Raw genomic sequence first — 21,049 nt, 5'->3', positions numbered from 1 at the left:
GGCTGGCGTAGGAACCTCCATCCTCGGGAGACCTCGACCTCTATCCCCGGACCGACGCGCCAGCCCCCACCACACCCTCGATTGCGAAGAGCCCCTTTCGCATGCCGAGCAAGCGATTGTTATATGTCCGAGATCACACCTTCCATGGTTAGTAAAGAAGATCTACAAACCCAGTGACGGTGTGAAGTCGGTCAACTGCCCAGCGCAAAGATCAGGGTGACAAACCCCACAAACTAGGGCCCTACGTCTTGATTCACGCGAGACGCAACGTACGGTCAAGGACTTGTGCGGCGCTTTAGAGATCAAAAGTGAAGATGCCTTTCCCGCCGCACCTGCCGGACGCCGGACCGCGATGACGCGGACGCGCCTGAGAGAGCGGCGCGGAGCCGGGCGAGCGAGCCCGCGGGCGGCGGAGGACTCGGGGACGAACGAGGTCGCCTGAGCACGCCGCGAGACGAACCGGGCGTCCGGGGTCCTGTCCCCTAACAAAGGACTCCTCTGTGGGTAGCCCTGTAAGGCGCCTTGTCCGAGTGCGCCTGCGCACCGTCCTGATCGTCTCCGGAGCCGCCGTCGCCGTCCTGGCGGCGGGCGCGTTCGCGCTGGTGAACGGCGGCGGAACCGCAAGACCGGCGCGGGCCGCGCAGACCGCGCCGCCGGCCGCCGACCCGCTGGCCGGGCGGCCGGAGGCCGACCCGCCGCGGGCGAGCCGCGGCAGGCCGCGCTCGCCGGAGCCGGCGAAGTCTCCGAAGAAGAAGGCGCCCAAGTCCGACACCAAGGTGGCGCACCTCGCGAAGCCGGAGAAGAAGACCGGGAAGAAGAAGTCCAAGGTCCTCTCCTCGGGCTCCTGCCAGGCCTCCTACTACTGGGAGGGCCAGATGACGGCGAGCGGGGAGCCGTTCGACCCGGACGAGCTGACGGCCGCGCACAAGACGCTGCCGATGGGCTCCAAGGTCCGCGTGACGAACAAGAACAACGGCCGCTCGGTCGTGGTCCGCATCAACGACCGCGGCCCGTACGCGGGCGGCCGCTGCCTGGACCTGTCCAGGGCCGCGATGAAGAAGGTCGGCGGCACCGGGGCGGGCGTGATCCCCGTCCGGTACGAGGTCCTGTCCCGCGGCTGATCCGGAAGAACACCACCCGCCCGGCGGGCGCCCGAGCGTGCCCGCCGGGCGGCGGATCAGCGCCGCTGCCCGGCGACGGCACCCGGACGCTCATCCGGGGAGCCTTCGCCGGCGGCCGGCCGGGCGCCGTCCCGGGCGTCCTCCGGCCGCTCGCCCGCCGCCGTCCGCTGATCGCCGGCCCGGGCCAGGCGGGCGCGGAACCAGTCGGTGAGGGCGGTGTCCACCTGGACGGCCTCGGTGATGGGCGGGCGCGGTTCGGTGCCGGGCTCGGCGGCGAGCGCGTGCCCCATGCGGAACGCGGTGGATTCGACGGGCCCGGTTCCGTGCCGCCGCAGGGCGTCGCGCAGGGACGTGATCTCCCTGGCGGGGACGACGCGGTCCTTGGCGCCGCCGATGAGCAGGAGCGGGACGTCCCGCCCGGCGAGGCCGCCGGCGAGGGAGCCGAGGTCGAGGCGGTCGGCGAGTTCGGTGGCGTGGGCCGTCCAGTCCCGGTCGCGGCCGGACCGCTTCTCCACCGCCCGCGCGGCCCGCGACGGGGCGACGACGGGCGCCACGAGCGCGGCGGCGCTCACCGGCACGGTGCCGCGCAGCACGGCCAGCAGCGCGGCGGCGGCACCCGCGCTGAACCCGGCGAGGGCGGCGGGGCCGTCCGGGATCGCGAGGTCGCGGCGGATCTCCGCGAGGACGTCCGGCAGCCGCTCGACGGCGTTCTCCACCGCCGCGCAGTACGCCTCGACGGCCTCGGTCTCCAGGATCGCGCCGGAGCCGAGCCCGCCGGGCGAGCGCCCCGGCAGGTCGAGGAACACCCGCCACACCGGCACGCCGGTCATCGGGACCGCCGCCGCGAGCGCGGCCGCCGTGCGGGGCGGGTCGAAGCCGGGCCAGGCCGCGATCAGCCGGGTCGGGCCCGAGGCGACCGCGTCGACCGCGGTCGGGGGCAGCGCGACGTAGGGTTCGCCTGCCGCGGTGCCGTGGACGGGACGGTTCGTGGTGTCGCCGCTCATGTCGGTCGTCAGCTCCTGCAGTGCTCGACGGGCCGTGCCGGTCGTGCTGGGGGAGGCGCCCGCGGGGCCATGCTCGCAGCGCCGGCCGGCCAACACGCCGCGAAACGCCGCAGGTCCGCCGGGGAAGTGATGAAGAACTCACCGGAAGTAAGGCGAATGGAACCGCAGCGCGATGTTCCGCAGGGCACTCCCGCGATCATTCCGGCGCCGGTGCCGGTGTGGCGCCTGTGACTCCTGACTCACGGCCGGGGCGAGGGAACATTTCCGGCGGCCGTCGCGTCGTAGATATGCGTGGGCGCCGCGGGGGCGCGCCCTCTGAACGTTCGGACGAGGAGTGCTCGTGGACAGGAAGCGCAGTGCGGCCGCCGCCGGGCAGGCGTGGCGGATCTACAGCGAGACCCTGCAGCCCGACGCACCCGGCCTGTGGGAGCGGGTCCGCGCCGTCCCCCGGATGCTGAAGGCCGTCCTGCGCGGGCAGTACAAGGGCATGTCGTTCGGGACGCTCGGGCTGCTCGCCCTGGGCCTCGTCTACATCGTCTCCCCGATCGACGCCATCCCCGACGTGATCCCGATCGCGGGCATCGCCGACGACACCGGCCTGGCCCTGTGGCTGGCCGCCGTGCTCGTCAAGTCCGCGGGCGACTTCGTCGCCTGGGAGCGCGGCGGGCGCCCCACCGTCATCGTGGGCGAACCCGTCGACTGACCCGCCGCACCTGGGGCCCGGCCGCGTCACGCGGTCGGGCTCAGCTCTTTCGCGAACCGCTCGGCGGCGTCCCGCATGATGGGCACGACGTCCGGGACGGCCTCGCGCGTCATGCGCCCGGACGGGCCGGACACCGAGATCGCCGTCAACGCCGGCGCCCCCGGCAGCGGCACCGCGACGCAGCGGACGCCGATCTCCTGCTCCTCGTCGTCCAGCGCGTAGCCCCGCTCCCGGATCCGCCGCAGCTCCCCCAGCAGCGCGTCCGGGTCGGTGAAGGTGTTGGGGGTGTGGGCGTCCATGCCCGTCCGCGCGAGGATCTCCCGGACCCGCTGGTCGGGCAGCTGCGACAGCAGCGCCTTGCCCACGCCGGTGCAGTGCGGCTGGACGCGCCGCCCCACCTCGGTGAACATGCGCATCGAGTGCTTGGACGGCACCTGCGCGACGTACACGGCCTCGTCGCCTTCGAGCACCGCCATGTTGGCGGTCTCGCCGATCTCGTCCACCAGCCGGGCCAGCACCGGCCGCGCCCACGTGCCGAGCAGCCGGCTCGCGCCCTCGCCCAGCCGGACGAGCCGCGGCCCCAGCGCGTACCGCTTGGAAGGCTCCTGCCGCACATAGCCCTGGTTCACCAGCGTCCGCATCAGCCGGTAGATCGTCGGCATCGGCAGCCCGGAGACCTCCGTCAGCTCCGACAGCGCCATCTCGCCCCCGGCGTCGGCCAGATGCTCCAGCAGATCGAACGCGCGCTCCAGCGACCGAACGGCCTCCGCCACCCCGGGTCTCCTCTCCCTCGCACCCCACCCGATTCTACGGAGAACCGATTTCACTGTGCGAAAGCGGGGGAGTTGCCAGAGTGAGGCACGTTACTCCGCTCGACGATGTGGCAATAACAGTCTGTGCCCGGCGCCGCGGCGCCGCCCCCCTGGCAGCCATGCAGGACACCGCTGGGGGGAACGGTGAGGACACGCTGGGGCGCCATCGCGGCCGGCGCCGCACTGGCCGCACCGCTGGCACTGGCGAGCCCGTCCGCCGGCGCCGCCCAGCCCGCCGTGCGGCTGGCGATGGACATGACGACCTCCACGGCCACCACCACCGGCCCCGGCTACGCCCTCACGTACACGATCCGCGTCCACGCCGAAGGCGGCGTCGCCCACGACACCACCCTGCGCCTCACCGCCGAACGCCCCCTCTCCTGGACGCGCCACTCCCCGGACTGCGCCCGCTCCGCCACGTCCCGCCAACTCCGCTGCGCCCTCCACGACGTGGCCGAGAAGCCCCTCGCACGGACGGCCACAGTCCGTATCCCCGCCTCGGCGATGTCGTCCACCAGGCCACTGAGCGTCGTCGCGGTAGCGGACGCCGCGAACGCCCCGCACCGCACGATCCGCGCCCTGTTCGCCCTCTCCACGCCCCCCTCGGCCCCCAATGCGACCACAAGCAGTACCTCGGCGGGCATCGAGACGCCATCGAGTGGTCACTGCGCGGGGAGCGCATCCGGAAGCCCGTGTCCGTCTGCGCAGCCGTCCGGCCCGAAGCCGACGGCGAGCGGCAGCACATCGCCAGCAGGGTCGCCGTGCACGGACGGCGGGCCGTGCCCCATATCGACCCCGTCGAGCGCTAAGCCGTCACCGAGCAGTCATTGCACGGGGAGCAAGGCGAGCGCGGGTAGCAGATCGTGTCCGTCGGCGGAGCCTTCTGGTCCGAGGCCGACGGCGAGCGGCAGTGCGTCACCGACTGGGGTGTCGTGTCCGGGCGGCGGAGCGTGCCCTGCGCCGAAGCCATCGGGCACTCAGCCGTCGCCGAGCAGTCATTGCTCGGGCAGTGCGGCGAGCGCGAGCGGAGGGCCGTGCCCGTCTGCGCAGCCGTCCGGCGTGAAGCCGTCTCCAAGCGATCACTGTGCGGGGAGTAAGGCGAGTGCGGGCGGGAGGCCGTGTCCGTCTGCGGAGTCTGGCCTCAAGCCGACTGTGAGTGGCGGCCCGTCGCCGACCGGGGTGTCGTGTGCGGGTGGGGGAGTGTGCCCTGCGTCGAAGTCGTCGGGTGCTAAGCCGTCACCACGTGGCCATTGCGTGGGGAACAAGGCTGGTGCGGGTGGTCGGCCGTGTCCGGCTGGGCAAGCCTCTGGGCCGAGGCCGTCTGGTGCTGGTCACTCGTCGGCAGGGGGGTCGTGTGCGAGCGCCGGGGCGTGCCCTGCGGCGAAGCCCTCCGTTGCTTCGGGTGGTCACTGCACGAGCGGTCGGGTGCGTGGCGGGCCGTGTTCGGCCGGGGTCCCTTCGGGGCCGAAGTCGTCGGGCGGCTCCGGGGGGCCCGTCCCAGGGGGTGCGGGCGGTGCGTTCGAGGTGCCGGATCTGCCTACCGTGTCGCCGCCTCGGGGGGCCGTGCTGCCGCCGGTGAACGCGCCCGCGGGACCGGTCGTGGCGCCTGGGGAGAGCCGGATGACGCTGGTGGCCCCCAGCGGGATGCAGGAGTCGGACGAGACGGACTGGGCGGTCGTCATCGGCATCGCGCTCGTGGCCGAGATCGGCCTGCTGTGGGGCGCGGCCTGCGTCGGGCTGATGAGGCGGCGGCTGGCGCTGAGGAGGGCCTTGTCCGGTGGGTGACGCCCGCCGCGGAACGACGGGAACGGTGGGGATGCCCATCGCGGACAGCCGTATTGACGGACGAGCCATCCCAAACCGGGTCAGGTGTCAGTAAGCTGACCGCCTGACAGTAAACGCGGTCGTGACGGACAGGGGATCCGGTATGTCAGACGCGACGCTGCAATGTCCGAAGTGCGAGTCCGAGCTCGACACCCTTGAACGCCACGGGGTCGTGATCGAGGAATGCCCGGGATGCAAGGGCGTGTTCCTCGACCGCGGCGAACTCGAGCAGCTGATCGACGCCGAGAGCCGCTACCTGGCCGAACTCCCGGACGAGGTGAACCCTGAGACGACCTACCAGGGACGGCACCGCAGGGGGATCATGGAGCAGATCTTCTCCGCGGACCGGTAGGCTTCCGCACGGTCGGTGACCGGGTGGACGCCCGCATGTGAAAGGGGATTTCCTCTTGTCACAGGGGTGACAAACCGGGCGCCACCGAATGTGACCGCGGGCTAATATCGCTCACTGACTACCATCCGGTAGCTTGACGATCATCGCCGGTCGCCGGGGGGCGTCCAGACACAGCCGTCCGGCCGACGCACCTCCGCCGATGGCGCCCACCCGTATCGCACAGGGTCCCGTCCGGCCCGTCCCCTCGGGAGAATGATCAATGGCATTGGGCTCGCTGCTTCCCGAACTCCTGCCCGGCGGCTCCGGCCGCACTCCGCTGATCGAACGGGTCGCGAGGTGGGCGAGGGAGAAGCCGGACGCCCCGGCCTACACGTTCGTCGACTACTCGGTCGACCCGGCGGGCGCGCACGTCACGGCGACCTGGGCGGAGACGGACCGGCGGGCGCGCGCGGTCGCGGCGACGCTGCGGCAGGTCACCGGGCCCGGTGAGCGGGCCGCGCTGCTGCTGCCGCAGACGCTCGAGTACATGATGACCATGCTCGGCGCCATGTACGCGCACGTCATCGCGGTGCCGCTGTTCTCCCCCGACCTCCCCGGGCACGCCGACCGGCTGATCGGCGCCTACACCGACGCCGAGCCCGCGGTGATCGTCACGACGCGGAGCGCGCTGCCGCACGTGGAGAAGTTCCTCGCCGACCACGACGTCCCGCAGCCGAAGGAGATCGTGTTCGCCGAGGAGATCGACCCGGCGCTGGCCGACCGGTGGGAGGACGAGCCCATCGCGTTCGACGACCTCGCGTACCTGCAGTACACGTCGGGGTCGACGCGCCGGCCGGCCGGTGTGGAGATCACGCACGGGAACGTGACGGCGAACGCGGCGCAGCTGTGGGCCGGGTGGGCGCCCGACCGGCCGACCCCGGAGCTGGTCAGCTGGCTGCCGCTGTTCCACGACATGGGGCTGATCGCGACGATGGCGCTGCCGCTGGTGAACGGCGACCACGCGATCTACACCGACCCGGTGTCGTTCATCATGAACCCGCTGCGCTGGCTGCAGCTGATCGCGGAGCGTCCCGGCAAGAACGTCTACACGGCGGGGCCGAACTTCGCCTACGAGTACGTCGCGTCGTCGGTGCCGCCGGAGAAGATCGCGGAACTGGACCTCTCCGGGCTCACGACGTGCCTGAACGGCGCGGAGCCGATCCGCCCGTCGACGCTGTCGATGTTCGCGGAGGCGCTCGCGCCGGCGGGGCTGCGGCCGAGCGCGCAGGCGCCGGGCTACGGGCTGGCGGAGGCGACGGTGTTCGTGTCCGCGGCCGCCGAGGACGTCCCCCCGAAGATCATCTCCGTGGACCGGGAGGCGCTCACGCAGGGCGAGCTGCGGCTCGCCGAGGGCGGGTCGGAGCTCGTGTCGTGCGGCCGCCCCTACGGGCAGCTCGTCGCGATCGTCGACCCGGAGACGCGCCTGGAGCAGCCGGACGGCCGCGTCGGCGAGATCTGGGTGCACGGACCCAACACGGCCCCCGGCTACTGGCGCAACTCCGAGCGCAGCCAGGACACGTTCGGCGGGGAGCTGCGCGAGGCCGGCGACCTTCCCGCCGGGCCCTGGATGAAGACCGGCGACTACGGCGTCGTCCACGAGGGCGAGCTGTACGTCACCGGCCGCATCAAGGACCTCATCATCGTCGACGGCCGCAACCACTACCCGCAGGACATCGAGGTCACGGCGCAGGAGGCGCACCCCGCGATCCGCCCCGACCACGTCGCCGCGTTCGCGCTCACCGGGGAGGAGACGGAGCGGCTGGTCATCGTCGCCGAGCGGAACCGCCGCGTCCCGCTCGGGCGGCTGGACCTGGACGAGGTCGAGGCCGCGGTGCGCGGCGCCGTCAACGTCGAGCACGAGATGAGCGTCCACGACTTCGTACTGATCGAGCCGGGCGGCGTGTCCCGCACGTCCAGCGGGAAGATCGCGCGCGCGGCGACGCGGCAGCGCTACCTTGACGGCGAGCTGCCGACGACCGCGGCGCGCCTGGCGTCCCGCAAGTAGCTCGCATCCGGGGCGGCCCGCCGGCCGCGGCGACACAGGAGGATCATGCTTTCGGGGCTGGGGCGTCTCATCCACCGGCGACGCTGGACCAGCCTTGTGCTGATCTTGGTGATGACCGCCGTCGCCGGCGTCTGGGGCCTCGGCGTGTTCGCCAAGTTCAAGGAGGGCGGCTTCGAGGACCCGGACGCGTCCTCGACGCTCGTCGCGAAGCTCGGCGCCACCTACTTCGGCAGCACCAACCCCGACGTGCTCGTCCTCTACTCCAGCGACACGATGACGGTGGACGACCCGCGCTACGAGGCGAGCGTCGTCACCACCGTCGCGCGGCTGCCGAAGGCGAACGTCGAGGAGATCATCTCCTACTGGTCGTTCGACGGTAAGGCGGCCGACGCGTTCGCGTCGCACGACCGGCGCAAGACGTTCGTCGCGGTGAAGCTGCGCGGCAAGGACGGCGCGGCCAAGACCGAGGACTACCACGCCATCAAGGAGCGGCTGGCGGCGCCGGGCCTCACCGTCCAGTACGGCGGCAGCGTGCCGCTGGGCGAGGAGTTCGGGCAGCAGGTCGTCGCCGACATCGTGCGCGCGGAGCTGATCACCGCGCTGCCGCTGCTCATCCTGCTGATGATCCTGTTCGGCGCGTGGATGGCGTCGCTGCTGCCGATGGCGGTGGCGATCTTCTCGACCATCGGCGGCCTCGCCGTCCTCCATGTGGTGACGTATGCCGCGGACGTGACGTCGTTCGCGCTGGAAGTCGTCACGATGATGGGCGTCGGCCTGTCGATCGACTACTCGCTGTTCATCATCAGCCGGTTCCGCGAGGAACTGGAGCGAGGCATGTCCGCGCAGGGGCTGCCACCTGGGAAACCCTGGAAACGGGAACGCGACAAGGCGGCGCGCAAGGCCGCGAAGAAGGCGTACAAGGCGGACCTGAAGCCGATCCGCCAGGCGGCCCTGGCCGCCACCATGGCGACGGCGGGCCGCACCATCATCGTCAGCGGCGTGACCGTGTCGGCCGCGCTCGCGGGGCTCCTGCTGTTCCCGCAGATGTTCCTCCGGACGATCGGCCTCGCCGGCATCGCCACCGTCATGGTCGCCGTCTTCGGCGCCACGGTGCTCCTCCCGACGCTCCTGGCGCTGCTGGGGCCGCGCGTCGAGATCGGGCGGATGCCGTGGCGGCGGCCCACGGCCAAGCGCGCGCGGCGCGACCCGGAGAGCGGCTTCTGGTACCGGCTGGGCCGCAGCGTGATGAAGCATCCGCTGCCGTACTTCGCGGTCGTGCTCGTCATCCTGGGCGTGATGTTCGTGCCGTTCCTGAACGTCCAGTTCGGGAGCGTGGACGCGCGGGTCCTGCCGAAGAGCAGCCCGACCCGCCACGTGGTGGAGACGGTCAAGAAGGAGTTCCCGAACGGTTCCGCGGAGCCGATCGACGTGGTCATCTCCGGCGACCTCATCCCGCGCGACTGGACGCCCGCCAAGAAGGACGACCCCATCCCGCCCTACCTGGAGGAGTTCCGGCGGCGCCTGGCCAAGCTCCCCGGCGTCACGGACGCCCAGTTCACCGGCTACTCCGCCTCGTACGGGGGCGTGCGCATCTCCGTCACGCACAAGTACGAGCCGATGGACCAGCGCGCCCAGGACCTCGTGTCCGACATCCGCGGGATGAGCCTGTCCAAGGACGGCTACCCGATGCACATCGACGTCGGCGGCAGCACGGCCGCGCAGATGGACCTGATGGCCAGCCTGATGCGCACCCTGCCGAAGATGGCGGTCTTCGTCGGCGTCGCCACGTTCATCCTGCTCTTCATGTTCTTCGGGTCGATCGTGCTGCCGCTGAAGGCGATCGTGATGAACGTCCTGTCGATCGGCGCCTCGTTCGGCGCGATCGTGTGGGGCTTCCAGTACGGGCATCTCGCGGGCGTCCTGGACTTCACCCCGACGGGCGGCGTCGAGGCCACCAGCATGATCCTCATCCTGGCGGTCGTGTTCGGCCTGTCGATGGACTACGAGGTCTTCCTGCTCAGCCGCATCCGGGAGGAGTGGGACCTCACGCACGACAACCGGGTGGCGGTCGCGTCCGGCATGCAGCACACGGGCGGCATCATCACCAGCGCCGCGCTGCTGTTCCTCGTCGTCATCGGCGCGTTCAGCATGGCGGGCATCACCGTCGTCAAGCTGATCGGCGTCGGCATGTTCGTCGCGGTCGTCGTGGACGCCGTGCTCGTCCGGTCGCTGCTCGTCCCGGCGACGATGCGGTTCATGGGGGCGGCGAACTGGTGGCTGCCGCCGTTCCTCGCCGGCCTGCACGCCCGCATAGACCTGCGCGAGCACGCCGCCGTGGCCGCGGCGGGCGCGACCGCCCGCCCGCCGCGCCTGCCGGACGAGCAGCCGTTCCCGTACGCGCTGCAGTGGGAGGAGGCGGGAGCCGCGGCTCCGGCCCCGCGGCGGCACGTGGACGCGCATGAGGCTTTCCGCCCCCCTGAGCCCCGGCCGGCCCCGCAGGCGGCCGAGCCGCCCCGGGTCGCCTTCCGGACGCCGGACGGCGGCGAGGCGAACGGGCACGGCACCGCCGCCGGGGAGCCGTGGCGCCCGTGGGCGGACGGCCCGCCGCGGCCGAGGCCGCCGCAGAACCCGCGGACGAGGCGGGTGATCGTCCCGAACCCGGACGGGCCGGGCTGGTCCTGGGCCGAGGTGCCGGACGGCGACGCGCCCTGACCCTGCCGCGCGGGGAGCCGCGGGTCAGCGGGCCCGCAGCAGCGAGTCGATGACGTCGCGGGCGCGCCCGACGCCGTCCTCGGCCCGGATGCGCCGCCCGAGGTCGTCCGCGCGGTCCGCCATGTCCGGGTCCTGGACGGCCTGCCGGATCTTCGCGGCGAGCCGCGGCACCGTCATCGCCCGGAACGGCAGCGGCCTCGTCCCCGCGCCCAGCTCCGCGACGCGCTCCCCCCAGTAGGGCTGGTCGCCGAAGAACGGGCACACGACCGTCGGCACGCCGGCCCGCAGCCCCGCCGCGGTCGTCCCGGCGCCGCCGTGGTGGACGACCGCCGCCATGCGCGGGAACAGCCACGAGTGCGGGACGTCCCGGACCGCGAGCACGTCCTCGTCCGAACTCGCCGGGTCGCCCTGGACGACGCCGCGCACCCCGGCGAGCCGCAACGCCGTCCGGACGGTCAGGGCGGTCATCTCGGCGTCCTTCGGGACCATGCTCCCGAACCCCACATAGACCGGCGGGGGGCCGGCCGCGAGGAACTCCGCGAGCTCCCCAGGGGGCTCCCACTCGGGCTCGTCGAGGAACCAGTACCCCGTCAGATGCACGTTGGGGCCCCAATCCTCGGGCCTCGGGACGACCACGGGGCTGAAGCACGCCAGCACGGGGCCGTCCGCCCGCCGCCCGCGCAGCGGCAGGCGCGGCAGGCCGAGCATCCCCTCCCGCCACGGGTTGATGAAGGGGCGCGACAGCTGCCACGCGATCTGGTCGACCGCCCGGAAGCTCGCCCGCCTCGCCCACGGCCCGAGCGCGCCCGCCTGCGGGACGAACGGATGCGGGAACGCGCCCGTCGGCTCGCTCGGCTGGAAATGAATCAGCGCCCAAGGAACACCGAGATGCTCACCAATATGGCGCGGAAGGAAACCGAGCGTAGGCCCAAGGATGAGATCCGCGCCTTTACAGGCGTCCGAACTCTCGGCCAGCAGCCGTTCGGCCATCGGCCCGATGATGCGCCGGAACCCGCCGAGGAACTTCACCGGATTGCGCCCGCCGGCGAGCAACTCCTGCCCGGCGTCCGATTCGAGGATCTCCGCCGGATCGGCCGTCAGCGGCGCCAGCTCCAGCCCCGCCGCGACGACCATCGGCGAGTACCGCGCGCTCGCCACGAGCCGCACCTCGTCCCCGCGCGCCCGCAGCGCGCGCCCGAGGGCGACGCAGGGCTGGATGTCCCCCCGCGACCCCGCCGCGAAGATCACGATTCTGCTCACGGTGCCTCCTACCAGGCGTCGCTGCGCGGGCTGACCTGCGGATCCTCCGCCGGGCCCTCCTCCGGGACGTAGGGCTCGTACCATCCGTCGGGCGGCGCGGGCCGCTCCCCTTCGAGCACCTCGTCCGCGGGCGGCGGCCCGCTCTCCGCATCCCGCTCCGCACCGCTGGGATCCCAGGAGACCCGCAGCGCGGGCGGTGCTTCGGCGCCGCCGGCGTCAACCCCGGCGGCCTCCCGACCATCGGGTTCGTCGTCCGGAAGACCGTCTTCACCGGGGCTGGAGCTCCACCACCCGGAGCTCCACCGCGAGGCCGCGCCAGGCTGCTCGCCGGCTGCCGGTGCTTCCTCGGTCGCCGGCTCTTCGGCGCCCTGATCGTGCGGGAGGCCCTGCTCCGCGTCCTCGAACCCGGGCGGACGGCTCGCGCCGAGCACCGCGCCCGTCGGTGAGTCGGCGCGCGGGACGTCGTGGTCCAGGTCGGCGCGCGGCGGGTCGCCCGGCAGGGCCGGGACGCCGGATGCTCCGCGCGGCGAGGGCGTTTCGGGGCCGGTCTGGGCCAGCGCGGGGAGGGGGACGGTCGGGCCGGCGGGGTCGGAGGCGGGCAGGTCTTCCCGGGTGTTCGCCGGGCCGGGGGGCGGCGGAGGCGGCGGGGGCGCGGCGGGAGGCGCGGGCCACGGGGCCGGCCCGGCGGGACGGTCGTCGTCCTGCCAGGTGAAGCTGTCCTCGGCGGGCTTTTCGTCGTCGGCCCACCAGTGGGGACCGGGGGTGGCGGCGGGGACGGGTTCGTCCGGCACGAGGTCGTCGTGCCAGGCGACGGGGAGCGGGAGGGGCGCGTTCGGCGGGGCGGTGCTCACCACGGCGACGGGAGCCGTGAGCGGCTCGGGCGCGGGCGCGACCAGGGCCGGGACCGGGTCGCGCGGGGTGACGGCCGGGCCGGGCTCCGGGGTGTCGGGGATGACGGGGGACGACTTGCCGTGCTTCGGGCCGAGCCAGCCGCGGCGGCTGGGCAGGGTGAGGCCGCTGATCAGGCCGCCGACGAGGACGAGGACGGCGCCGAGGATGAGGCCCGAGGACGTGCCTGCGCGGAACGTCTCCAGCGCGGCGGGGCTCGCGCCCTCGTCGGGGATGTGGTGGATGAGGAGGCCGACGATCGCGATGCCGAAGGCGCCGGACGCCTCGCGGATCACGTTGATGACGCCGCTCGCCACGCCGGCCCGCCGCTCCGGGACGGCCTTCAGCACGTACATCACCAGCGGCATGCCGAGGGCGGCGCCGACGCCGACGAGCATGACGCCGGGCATCAGGTCGGCGTAGCCGTCGCCGACCTGCAGCATCGAGAACAGCACCATGCCGAGGCCCATCAGCGCCATCCCCGCGCCGATCGCCGGGCGCGGCCCGACCTTGGCGGCCATCAGGAACGCCATCGGGGTCAGCACGATGATCGCGAGGGCCGGGGGCAGCATGACCAGGCCCGCCTCGGACGGCGAGAAGCCCAGGAAGCGCTGCAGGAACGGCTGCGAGTAGAACATCATGCCGTTGAAGCCGATGCCGTAGAGCATCTGCGACAGCAGCCCGCCGGTGAACACCCGGTTGCGGAAGAACCGCAGGTCGATCATCGGGTCGGGGGCCCAGCTCTCCACCACGACGAAGCAGACGAGGGCGATGGTGCCGAGCGCGAAGACGCTGAGCACGGACGGGTCGGCCCAGCCGAGCTTGTTGCCGGCCTCCAGCCCGTAGATGAACGCGAACAGCATCGTCGCGGAGATCAGGACGCCGGGCAGGTCGACGCGGGAGTGCTTGTTCTCCCCGCGCGAGGTCAGCACGAACAGGCCGAGGACGGTCACCAGGATGCCGGGCACGATGTTGATCAGGAAGATCCAGCCCCAGTGCCAGTGCTCGACGATGAACCCGCCGATCGCGGGGCCGAGCGCGGTGGCGGCGGACGCGGCGCCGATGAAGGCGATGTTGCCGATGGAGCGCTGCTTGTCGTTGCGCCCGACGGTGACCATCACCTGCGTGGCGGGGAGCACCAGCGCGGCCCCGGCGCCCTGCACGATGCGGGCGACGATGAGCACCTCGGAGCTCTGCGCGAGCCCGCAGACGGCGGACGCCGCGGTGAACGCGACCATGCCGGACGTGAACGTGACGCGGCAGCCGTAGACGTCGCTGAGCCGCCCGCCCGTGATCATCAGGCAGGAGAACATCAGGATGTACCCGGTGGCGACCCAGTCCTTGGCCGAGGACGACATGTCCAGGTCGGTCATGATGGTGGGCAGGGCCGTGAAGACCACCGTGTTGTCCATGGTGGTCATGAACGCGCTGACGGCCACCACCGCCAGCGCCCATCGGTATCGGCCCCGGGTCAACAGTCCGTACGGCGAGGGTCCGGCACCGCCGGGAAATCCGCCGCTTCCCCCTAAAAGCAGTCGTCGCTATTGTTACTATTGGTTGGCGTCCCGTTACTCAGCCCTGACTCTGTGCCGGGCTGACCTAACTATCCCATCAGGCCACATTGGTTACTCCCGAGTCTTGTCATCACCGTGACAAGACGCCGGTGAGAAAAGTGGTCTGGATGCGCATCGTGAGCCGGTCAGCGTAGGACAAAGTGGTCCCTCCGCTTCGATGAACGATCCCGGTTTCATGGGGGGAACCCAGCGCATGCAGAGCAACGATCGTTCCGGAGCCGCGCATGCCACCCCGCAGGACGGGATCAGCGGGGACGCGATCCGCCGCCACCTGATCGAGCAGATCGCGCGCCGCTCCAGGACCACTGCCGCCGAGGTCGACCCCGACCGCCCGCTCGAGGAGTTCGGGCTGGCGTCCCGGGACGCGGTCGCGATCGCCGGCGAGCTGGAGCAGATGCTCGGCCGCTCCCTCCCGGCCACCCTCGTCTGGGAGCACCCCACGATCAACAAGCTGTCGGTCGCGCTGGCGGGCGGCGCCGCCGGGGAGCCGGCGCCCGAACCCGAGCCGGTCCGCGCGGCGGCGGCCGGCGACGAGCCGATCGCCGTCGTCGGCATCGGCTGCCGCTTCCCCGGCGGCGACCGCGACCTGACCGGCCCCGCCGACTACTGGCGCTTCCTGACCGGGCGCGGCGACGCGATCCGCGAGGTGCCGGACGGCCGCTGGGACCCGTTCGACGACGGCTCCCCCGAGGTCGGCGACCTGCTCGGCAGGACCACCCGGCTCGGCGGCTTCCTGGACGACGTCGCCGCGTTCGACGCGCGGTTCTTCGGCATCACGCCGCGCGAGGCCGCCGTCATGGACCCGCAGCAGCGGCTCGTCCTCGAAGTGGCGTGGGAGGCGTTCGAGCACGCGGGCATCGCCCCGGCGTCGCTGCGCGGCACCCGCACCGGCGTGTTCGTCGGGGTGTCCGCGCCGGAGTACGCGGCGTTCACCGCGTCCGACCTGGCGTCCCTGGAGCCGTTCACGGCGACCGGCGCCGCGCTCAGCATCATCGCGAACCGGCTGTCGTACCTGCTCGACCTGCGCGGCCCCAGCATGATCGTCGACACGGCGTGCTCGTCGTCGCTGGTGTCCACGCACCTCGCCGTCCAGGCGCTGCGCAGCGGCGAGGCCGACGTGGCGCTCGCGGGCGGCGTGAACCTGCTGCTGTCGCCGTCCGTCACGATGACGTTCGACCTCGCGGGCGGGACGGCGGCGGACGGGCACTGCAAGGCGTTCGACGCGTCCGCCGACGGCATGGTCCGCGCGGAGGGCTGCGGCGCCGTCGTCCTGAAGCGCCTGTCGGACGCGCAGCGGGACGGCGACCGCGTCCTCGCCGTCGTGCGGGGCTCCGGCGTGAACTCCGACGGGCGCTCCAACGGCCTCGTCGCCCCGAACTCCGACGCGCAGCGCGCCCTGCTCCGCGACGTCTACGCGACCGCCGGCATCGACACGCGCGAGGTCGACTACATCGAGGCCCACGGGACGGGGACGTTCCTGGGCGACCCGATCGAAGCGAAGTCGGTGGGCGAGGTCCTCGGCGCGGGACGCGACGACGACGCGCCCCTGCTGCTGGGCTCCGCCAAGTCGAACCTCGGCCACATGGAGTCCGCGGCGGGCATCGCCGGGCTCATCAAGGCCGTCCTCGCGCTGCATCACCGCGTCATCCCGCCCAGCGCGCACTACAAGGAGCCCAACCCGCACATCCCGTTCGACGAGCTGCACCTCGCGGTCGTCGCGGAGGAGACGCCGTGGCCCGACAGGGGCCACCCGGCGCGCGCGGGCGTGTCCGGGTTCGGCTTCGGCGGGACCAACGCGCACGTCATCCTGGAAGAGGCGCCCGCGCAGGAGACCGCCGCCCACCCGGCCGTCATCCGGACGTTCCCCCTGTCGGACACCAGCGACGACCGCGTCCGCGACCACGCGGCCCTTCTCGCCGAATGGCTCCAGGCCGAGGACGGCGTGCGGCTCGCCGACGTCGCCCGCACCCTGCACCGCCGCGCCGGCCGCGGCCGGGCCCGCGCCGCCGTCGCCGCCAGGGACCGCGCGGGCCTCGTCGAGGGGCTCACCGCCCTCGCCGAAGGCCGCCCCCACCCCGGCGTCGTGACGGGTTCCGCGCTCGGCGTGCCGGGCCGTCCCGTGTGGGTCTTCTCCGGGTACGGGGCGCAGCGCGCGGGCATGGCGCAGCGCCTGCTGGAGGAGGAGCCCGCGTTCGCCGAGGCCATCGACGACCTGGACGGCCTGTTCGCCGAGGAGGGCGGCCCCGACCTGTGGGCGCTGCTCGAAGAGGGCCGCAAGCCGGACGGGCCGGCCGGCGCCATGCCGGTGCTGTTCGCCGTCCAGATCGGCCTGGCCCGCATGTGGAAGTCGTACGGCGTCACGCCCGGCGCCGTCGTCGGCCACTCGATGGGCGAGGTCGCGGCGGCCGTCGTCGCCGGCGCGCTCACGCTGGAGGACGGCGTCCGCGTCATCTGCCGCCGCTCCCGGCTGCTGACGCGGCTCGTCGGCGGCGGCGCGATGGCCGTCCTCGGCGCGTCCGCGGACGAGGTCGCCCGGCTCGCCGACGGCCTCCCCGAGGTGTACGCGGCCGTGCACTCCTCCCCGAAGCAGACCGTCGTCACCGGCGACGCCGCCCAGGTCGCCGAGGTCGTCAAGCGCGCCGAGGCCGAGGGGCGCCTCGCCCGCACGGTGCAGGCGGAGGGGGCGGGCCACTCGCCGCAGGTCGACCCGCTGATCCCCGAGCTGCGCGACCAGCTCGCCGGGGTCGGCGCCGAACGCGGCGTCCCCCTCGCCGACGGCATCGCGTTCTACACCACGGCGCTGGACGACCCCCGCGCGTACCTCGGGTCGGACGCGGCGCTCGGCGCCGGGCACTGGGCCGCGAACCTGCGCAACGCGGTGCGGCTCACCGACGCGGTGTCCGCCGCCGCCGAGGACGGCTTCCGGACGTTCGTCGAGATCAACGCGCACCCGATCCTCGCCCACGCGGTCGGCGAGACCCTCGACGGGACGGGCGCGCTCGTCACCCACACCCTCAAGCGGGCGCGCAAGGGCGAGGAGACCGACGACACGCTGACGTTCCACGCGCAGCTCGCGACCCTCGCCGCCCACGGCCACACGGTCGCGGCCCCGGCGGACGGGCGCATCGTCGACGTCCCGCAGTCGCCGTGGCGGCACGAGCGGCACTGGGTCGACCTCTCGCACCGCGCATCGGGCCGGAGCGACGAGCACCCGCTGCTCGGCGCGCATGTCGAGATGCCCGGCGAGGACCGCCACGCCTGGCGCGCCGACGTCGGGCTGGAGGCCCAGCCGTGGCTGCGGGACCTGACCGTCCACGGGCTGCACGCGCTACCGGTCGCCGCGTTCGCGGAGATGGCGCTCGCCGCCGGGGCGACCGCGCTCGGCACCGACGACGTCCGCGTCAACAGCCTGTGGATGGAGCGGCCGCTCGCCCTCGGCGGGCACACGACCGTGACCACGACGTTCACCGAGGCGGAGCAGCGGGTCGAGATCCACGCGCGGACGCCCGCCGGCACGTGGGCGCGGCTGGCCAGCGCGGACGTCGGCGCCGACCACCGCGCCCCCGCGGCGCCCGAGCCCGGCGCGGCCACCGAGATCGCCGCCGCCGAGCGCGGCAGCCGCCACTACCGGCTGCACCCCGAGGTCTTCGACCGCTGCCTGTCCGCGCTGTCGGACGAGGCGAACGGCTCGGCGGACGACGGCGAGGGCGGCGTCTGGCTGGCCGAGACCATCGGCAGCCTCCGCGTCTACGGCCCGACCCACCGCGGCGGCCACGTCCAGGCGGCGGTCGTCCGCGACGAGGAGGGCGTCACCGGCTCGCTCACCCTCCTGTCCGCGGACGGCGGCGTCCTCGCCGAGGCGACCGGCATCGTCCTGCGCCGCGCGGACCGCCCCGACATCCCCGTCCCCCTGGCCGACAAGCTCGTCGAACTCCGCTGGGACGAGTCGCCCCTCCCCGGCCACGACCCCGCGCACGCCGGCGAGCGCGCGGACGCCGACGCCGGCCGCGACGGCGGCTCCGGCGGGACGTGGCTGATCCTGTCCGAAGAGGACGACGCGCTGGCCGCCGCGACCGGCGCCGGACTGGAGGAGCGCGGCAAGCACGTCATCCGGCACCGGGTGACGAACCGGCCCCCGGACGGCCATCCGGCCATGGACGAACCGGTCGAAGGCGTCGTCCTCGTCCCCTCCGCCGGTCTCGTCGACGAGGACCTCGTGCTCGCCGTCGCCGGCGTGAGCCGCTCGCTGCCGGACGGGCCGCGCCTCTACGTCGCGACCCGCGGCGCGCTCCCGCTGAACGGCGAGGCGGGGCTGCCCGGCCACGCCTTCGTCAGCGCGCTCACGCGCGTCCTTGCGTTCGAGCGGACCGCGCAGCGGGCCACCCACGTGGACGTCGACCGGCCGCAGGACCTCGTCGCGGAACTGCTCGCCGGCGGCGACGCCCGCGAGGTCGCCTGGCGCGGCGGCGCCCGGTACGCGGCGCGGCTCGGGCGGGCGGAACTGCCGGAGACGGAGGGCGGGAAGAAGCGGATCGTCCGGCGCGGCGGCGCCTACATCGTCACCGGCGGGTACGGCGGCATCGGCCTCGTCACCGCGCGGCTGCTGGCCGAGCGCGGCGCGGGCCGGATCGTGCTGTCCGGGCGGAGCGGCCCCGGCGCCGACGCCGAGAAGGTGATCGCGCGCCTCCGGGAGAGCGGCGTGGACGTCGGCGTCGTGCTCGGCGACATCGCCGCGCCCGGCACCGCGGAGCGGCTCGTCGCGGTCGCCCGGGAGGGCGGCGCGCGGCTGTGCGGCGTCGTGCACGGCGCCGGCGCGATCGACGACCGGCTGATCGCCGACCTCGGCCCGGACGATCTCCACAGGGTGTGGACGGCGAAGGTCGAGGGCGCGCGCCGGCTCAGCGAGGCGGTCCGGGACCTCGACCTCGACTGGTTCGTCGCGCACTCCTCCGCCGCGGCGCTGCTCGGCTCGCCCGGCCAGGGCGCCTACGCCGCCGCGAACGCCGCCGTCGACGCGCTGATGGCCCACCGGCGCGCCCGCGGGCTGCCCGGCACCACCGTCAACTGGGGCACCTGGTCGCAGGTCGGCGGGGCCGCCGAGACCGCGGTGACCGTCATCGACCCGATCAGCCCGGCCGAGGGCGCGGAGGCGCTCGAAGCGCTGCTCGCCCACGACATGGCGGCGACGGGCGTGCTGCGGTTCGACCCGGTCACGGCGGTGGGCCTCTTCCCCGAGATCCGCGACATGCCGTACTTCGCGGCGCTCACCGAGGCGGCCGCCGAGGCCGGCGCCGCCGACGCGGGCGACTGGCCCGGCGTGGCGGCGCTCAAGGACCTCGACCCGGCCACCGCCCGCAAGATGATCGCCGCGCAGGTCCGGCACCGGATCGCGGCCGTCCTCGGCTTCGACCCGCAGCGCCTCGACCCGGCCGTCCCGCTCACCGACCTCGGCCTCGACTCGCTCGTCGCGGTCCGCATCAAGAGCGGCGTCGAGCACGACCTCGGGCTGACCGTCCCCGCGTCGGTCCTGCTGCAGGGCGCCAGCGTGAACGTGTTCGAGGAGTGGGCGGCGGGCGAGCTCGGCCTGTCCGGCGCCCCGGCCCCCACCGCCGTCTCGAACGCCGAGTCCGGGTACGTCATGCCGCGCGACGCCGCCGAGCGGCTCGCGGTCCGCATCTTCGAGGACGTCCTCGGCCTCGACCGCGTCGGCGTCACCGCCGACTTCTTCGCCGACCTCGGCGGGCAGGAGCACCAGGCCGACCAGGTCGTCGCGCTCGTCTGCGCCGAACTGGGCGCCGAGGCCACCCGCGGCGAGCTGTTCGAGGTCCCGACGGCGGAGAACGTCGCCGAGTACATCCGCGCCGCGGACGAGGAGGCGGCGCGGCAGACCGTCCGCCCGCTGAAGCCCTCCGGGACCCGGCGGCCGATCTTCATCGCGCACCCCGCGGGCGGCACCACCGCCTGCTACCGGCAGCTCGTCGACCTGCTCGGCGACGACCAGCCGGTGTACGGGCTGGAGCGGTTCGAAGACGCGCCGTCCGTCGAGGAGCGCGCCGCCCGCTACGTCCGGCACCTGCGGGAGGCGCAGCCCGAGGGCGCGTTCCGGCTCGGCGGCTGGTCGTTCGGCGGCGTCCTCGCCTACGAGACCGCCCGGCAGCTCACCGCGGCCGGCCGCGAGGTCGAGTTCGTCGCGCTGTTCGACGCGGGCCTGCCGCTGCCGGTGGACGACGAGTCCGACACCCTCGCCCGCCGCTTCTCCGCGTTCGCCGACTACATCAACGAGACCTACGGCCTGGACGTCACCCTCACCTACGAGGAGCTGTCCGGCCTGGACGAGGAGGCCCAGTTCGCGCTCGTCATGGAGCGCGCGGCGCCGCTCGTGGACTACATCCCGCCGGCGGCCCTCACCCACCAGCTCACGTCGCACCAGGACACGCGTTCCCTGGAGGCGTACCGGCCCGAGCCGTACGACGGCAGGGTCATCCTTTACCACGCGCCCGAGGAGACCCCCTGGGCCGTCCGGGATGCCCGCTACGTGCTCGACGGGACCAACGGTTTCGGCGGGCTCTGCTCCGACCTGGAGATCGTCACGATCCCCGGGGCGCATCACCTCAACCTGCTCGACCCGCCGGGTGTGGAGGTTCTCGCCGCGCACCTGGAGGGCCGGCTGGCCGGACGGCGGGAGAGCGACGCCGTCCTCACGTCAACCACGGCCCGCTGAGGGCCCAGCCGAACCCCGTCGTTCCACGGAGGAC

Annotated in this window: 11 protein-coding genes; 7 read left to right on the top strand and 4 right to left on the bottom strand. The window is 73.6% G+C overall.

Translation table 11 applies throughout. The annotated features are described in order from the left end of the window. Nucleotides 1-530: 530 nt before the first annotated feature. Nucleotides 531-1,121: a septal ring lytic transglycosylase RlpA family protein gene (locus ABTW95_RS32305; RefSeq protein ID WP_396449394.1), complete on the top strand. Its 591-nt coding sequence runs from the start codon at nucleotides 531-533 to the stop codon at nucleotides 1,119-1,121. 56 nt (nucleotides 1,122-1,177) lie between these two features. On the opposite strand, the gene ABTW95_RS32300 is transcribed toward ABTW95_RS32305, so the two are convergent. Then, entirely contained in the window at nucleotides 1,178-2,125 is a 948-nt protein-coding gene (locus tag ABTW95_RS32300) for an alpha/beta hydrolase (RefSeq protein ID WP_396449395.1), read from the bottom strand. A gap of 340 nt (nucleotides 2,126-2,465) precedes the next feature. Between ABTW95_RS32300 and ABTW95_RS32295 the strand changes: the two genes are divergently transcribed. Further along, nucleotides 2,466-2,828: a YkvA family protein gene (locus ABTW95_RS32295; protein WP_396449396.1), complete on the top strand. Its 363-nt coding sequence runs from the start codon at nucleotides 2,466-2,468 to the stop codon at nucleotides 2,826-2,828. Between the two features lie 26 nt (nucleotides 2,829-2,854). Here the strand turns inward: ABTW95_RS32295 and ABTW95_RS32290 are convergent, their stop codons facing one another. Further along, entirely contained in the window at nucleotides 2,855-3,601 is a 747-nt protein-coding gene (locus tag ABTW95_RS32290) for an IclR family transcriptional regulator (protein ID WP_396449397.1), read from the bottom strand. A 1,659-nt stretch (nucleotides 3,602-5,260) separates the two neighbouring features. Between ABTW95_RS32290 and ABTW95_RS32285 the strand changes: the two genes are divergently transcribed. The 4 genes from ABTW95_RS32285 (at nucleotide 5,261) to ABTW95_RS32270 (ending at nucleotide 10,572) form a co-directional block, all read left to right on the top strand. Continuing rightward, on the top strand, nucleotides 5,261-5,425 hold the full coding sequence (locus ABTW95_RS32285) for a hypothetical protein (protein WP_396449398.1): 165 nt from the start codon (nucleotides 5,261-5,263) through the stop codon (nucleotides 5,423-5,425). Nucleotides 5,426-5,567: 142 nt separating this feature from the next. Next, on the top strand, nucleotides 5,568-5,816 hold the full coding sequence (locus ABTW95_RS32280) for a TFIIB-type zinc ribbon-containing protein (RefSeq protein ID WP_396449399.1): 249 nt from the start codon (nucleotides 5,568-5,570) through the stop codon (nucleotides 5,814-5,816). A gap of 259 nt (nucleotides 5,817-6,075) precedes the next feature. Next, nucleotides 6,076-7,860 (top strand): fatty acyl-AMP ligase, encoded by a 1,785-nt coding sequence (locus ABTW95_RS32275; RefSeq protein WP_500228284.1) that lies wholly within the window; start codon nucleotides 6,076-6,078, stop codon nucleotides 7,858-7,860. A 45-nt stretch (nucleotides 7,861-7,905) separates the two neighbouring features. Then, entirely contained in the window at nucleotides 7,906-10,572 is a 2,667-nt protein-coding gene (locus tag ABTW95_RS32270; RefSeq protein ID WP_500228283.1) for an MMPL family transporter, read from the top strand. 24 nt (nucleotides 10,573-10,596) lie between these two features. Here ABTW95_RS32270 and ABTW95_RS32265 read toward each other — a convergent pair whose 3' ends face one another. Together ABTW95_RS32265 and ABTW95_RS32260 are read right to left on the bottom strand one after the other, a co-directional pair. Then, on the bottom strand, nucleotides 10,597-11,832 hold the full coding sequence (locus ABTW95_RS32265) for a glycosyltransferase (protein WP_500228282.1): 1,236 nt from the start codon (nucleotides 11,830-11,832) through the stop codon (nucleotides 10,597-10,599). An 8-nt stretch (nucleotides 11,833-11,840) separates the two neighbouring features. Next, the gene (locus ABTW95_RS32260; protein WP_500228281.1) at nucleotides 11,841-14,195 is read right to left on the bottom strand and encodes an MFS transporter; all 2,355 of its coding nucleotides are present in this window, start codon (nucleotides 14,193-14,195) and stop codon (nucleotides 11,841-11,843) included. A gap of 292 nt (nucleotides 14,196-14,487) precedes the next feature. Between ABTW95_RS32260 and ABTW95_RS32255 the strand changes: the two genes are divergently transcribed. Next, nucleotides 14,488-21,015, top strand: coding sequence for an SDR family NAD(P)-dependent oxidoreductase (locus tag ABTW95_RS32255; protein ID WP_500228280.1), 6,528 nt, complete (start codon nucleotides 14,488-14,490; stop codon nucleotides 21,013-21,015). The last annotated feature ends 34 nt before the right edge of the window (nucleotides 21,016-21,049 follow it).

The sequence above is a fragment of the Spirillospora sp. NPDC127506 genome, assembly GCF_040302145.1.
Taxonomy (GTDB): Bacteria; Actinomycetota; Actinomycetes; order Streptosporangiales; family Streptosporangiaceae; genus Spirillospora.
This window is presented reverse-complemented; position numbering and strand designations above follow the sequence as displayed.

Bases quoted from the DNA above. Each gene is read 5' to 3' on its own strand.
- ABTW95_RS32285 (WP_396449398.1), top strand. From the start codon at position 5,261: ATGACGCTGGTGGCCCCCAGCGGGATGCAGGAGTCGGACGAGACGGAC.
- ABTW95_RS32280 (WP_396449399.1), top strand. From the start codon at position 5,568: ATGTCAGACGCGACGCTGCAATGTCCGAAGTGCGAGTCCGAGCTCGAC.
- ABTW95_RS32300 (WP_396449395.1), bottom strand. From the start codon at position 2,125: ATGAGCGGCGACACCACGAACCGTCCCGTCCACGGCACCGCGGCAGGC.
- ABTW95_RS32255 (WP_500228280.1), top strand. From the start codon at position 14,488: ATGCAGAGCAACGATCGTTCCGGAGCCGCGCATGCCACCCCGCAGGAC.
- ABTW95_RS32270 (WP_500228283.1), top strand. From the start codon at position 7,906: ATGCTTTCGGGGCTGGGGCGTCTCATCCACCGGCGACGCTGGACCAGC.
- ABTW95_RS32275 (WP_500228284.1), top strand. From the start codon at position 6,076: ATGGCATTGGGCTCGCTGCTTCCCGAACTCCTGCCCGGCGGCTCCGGC.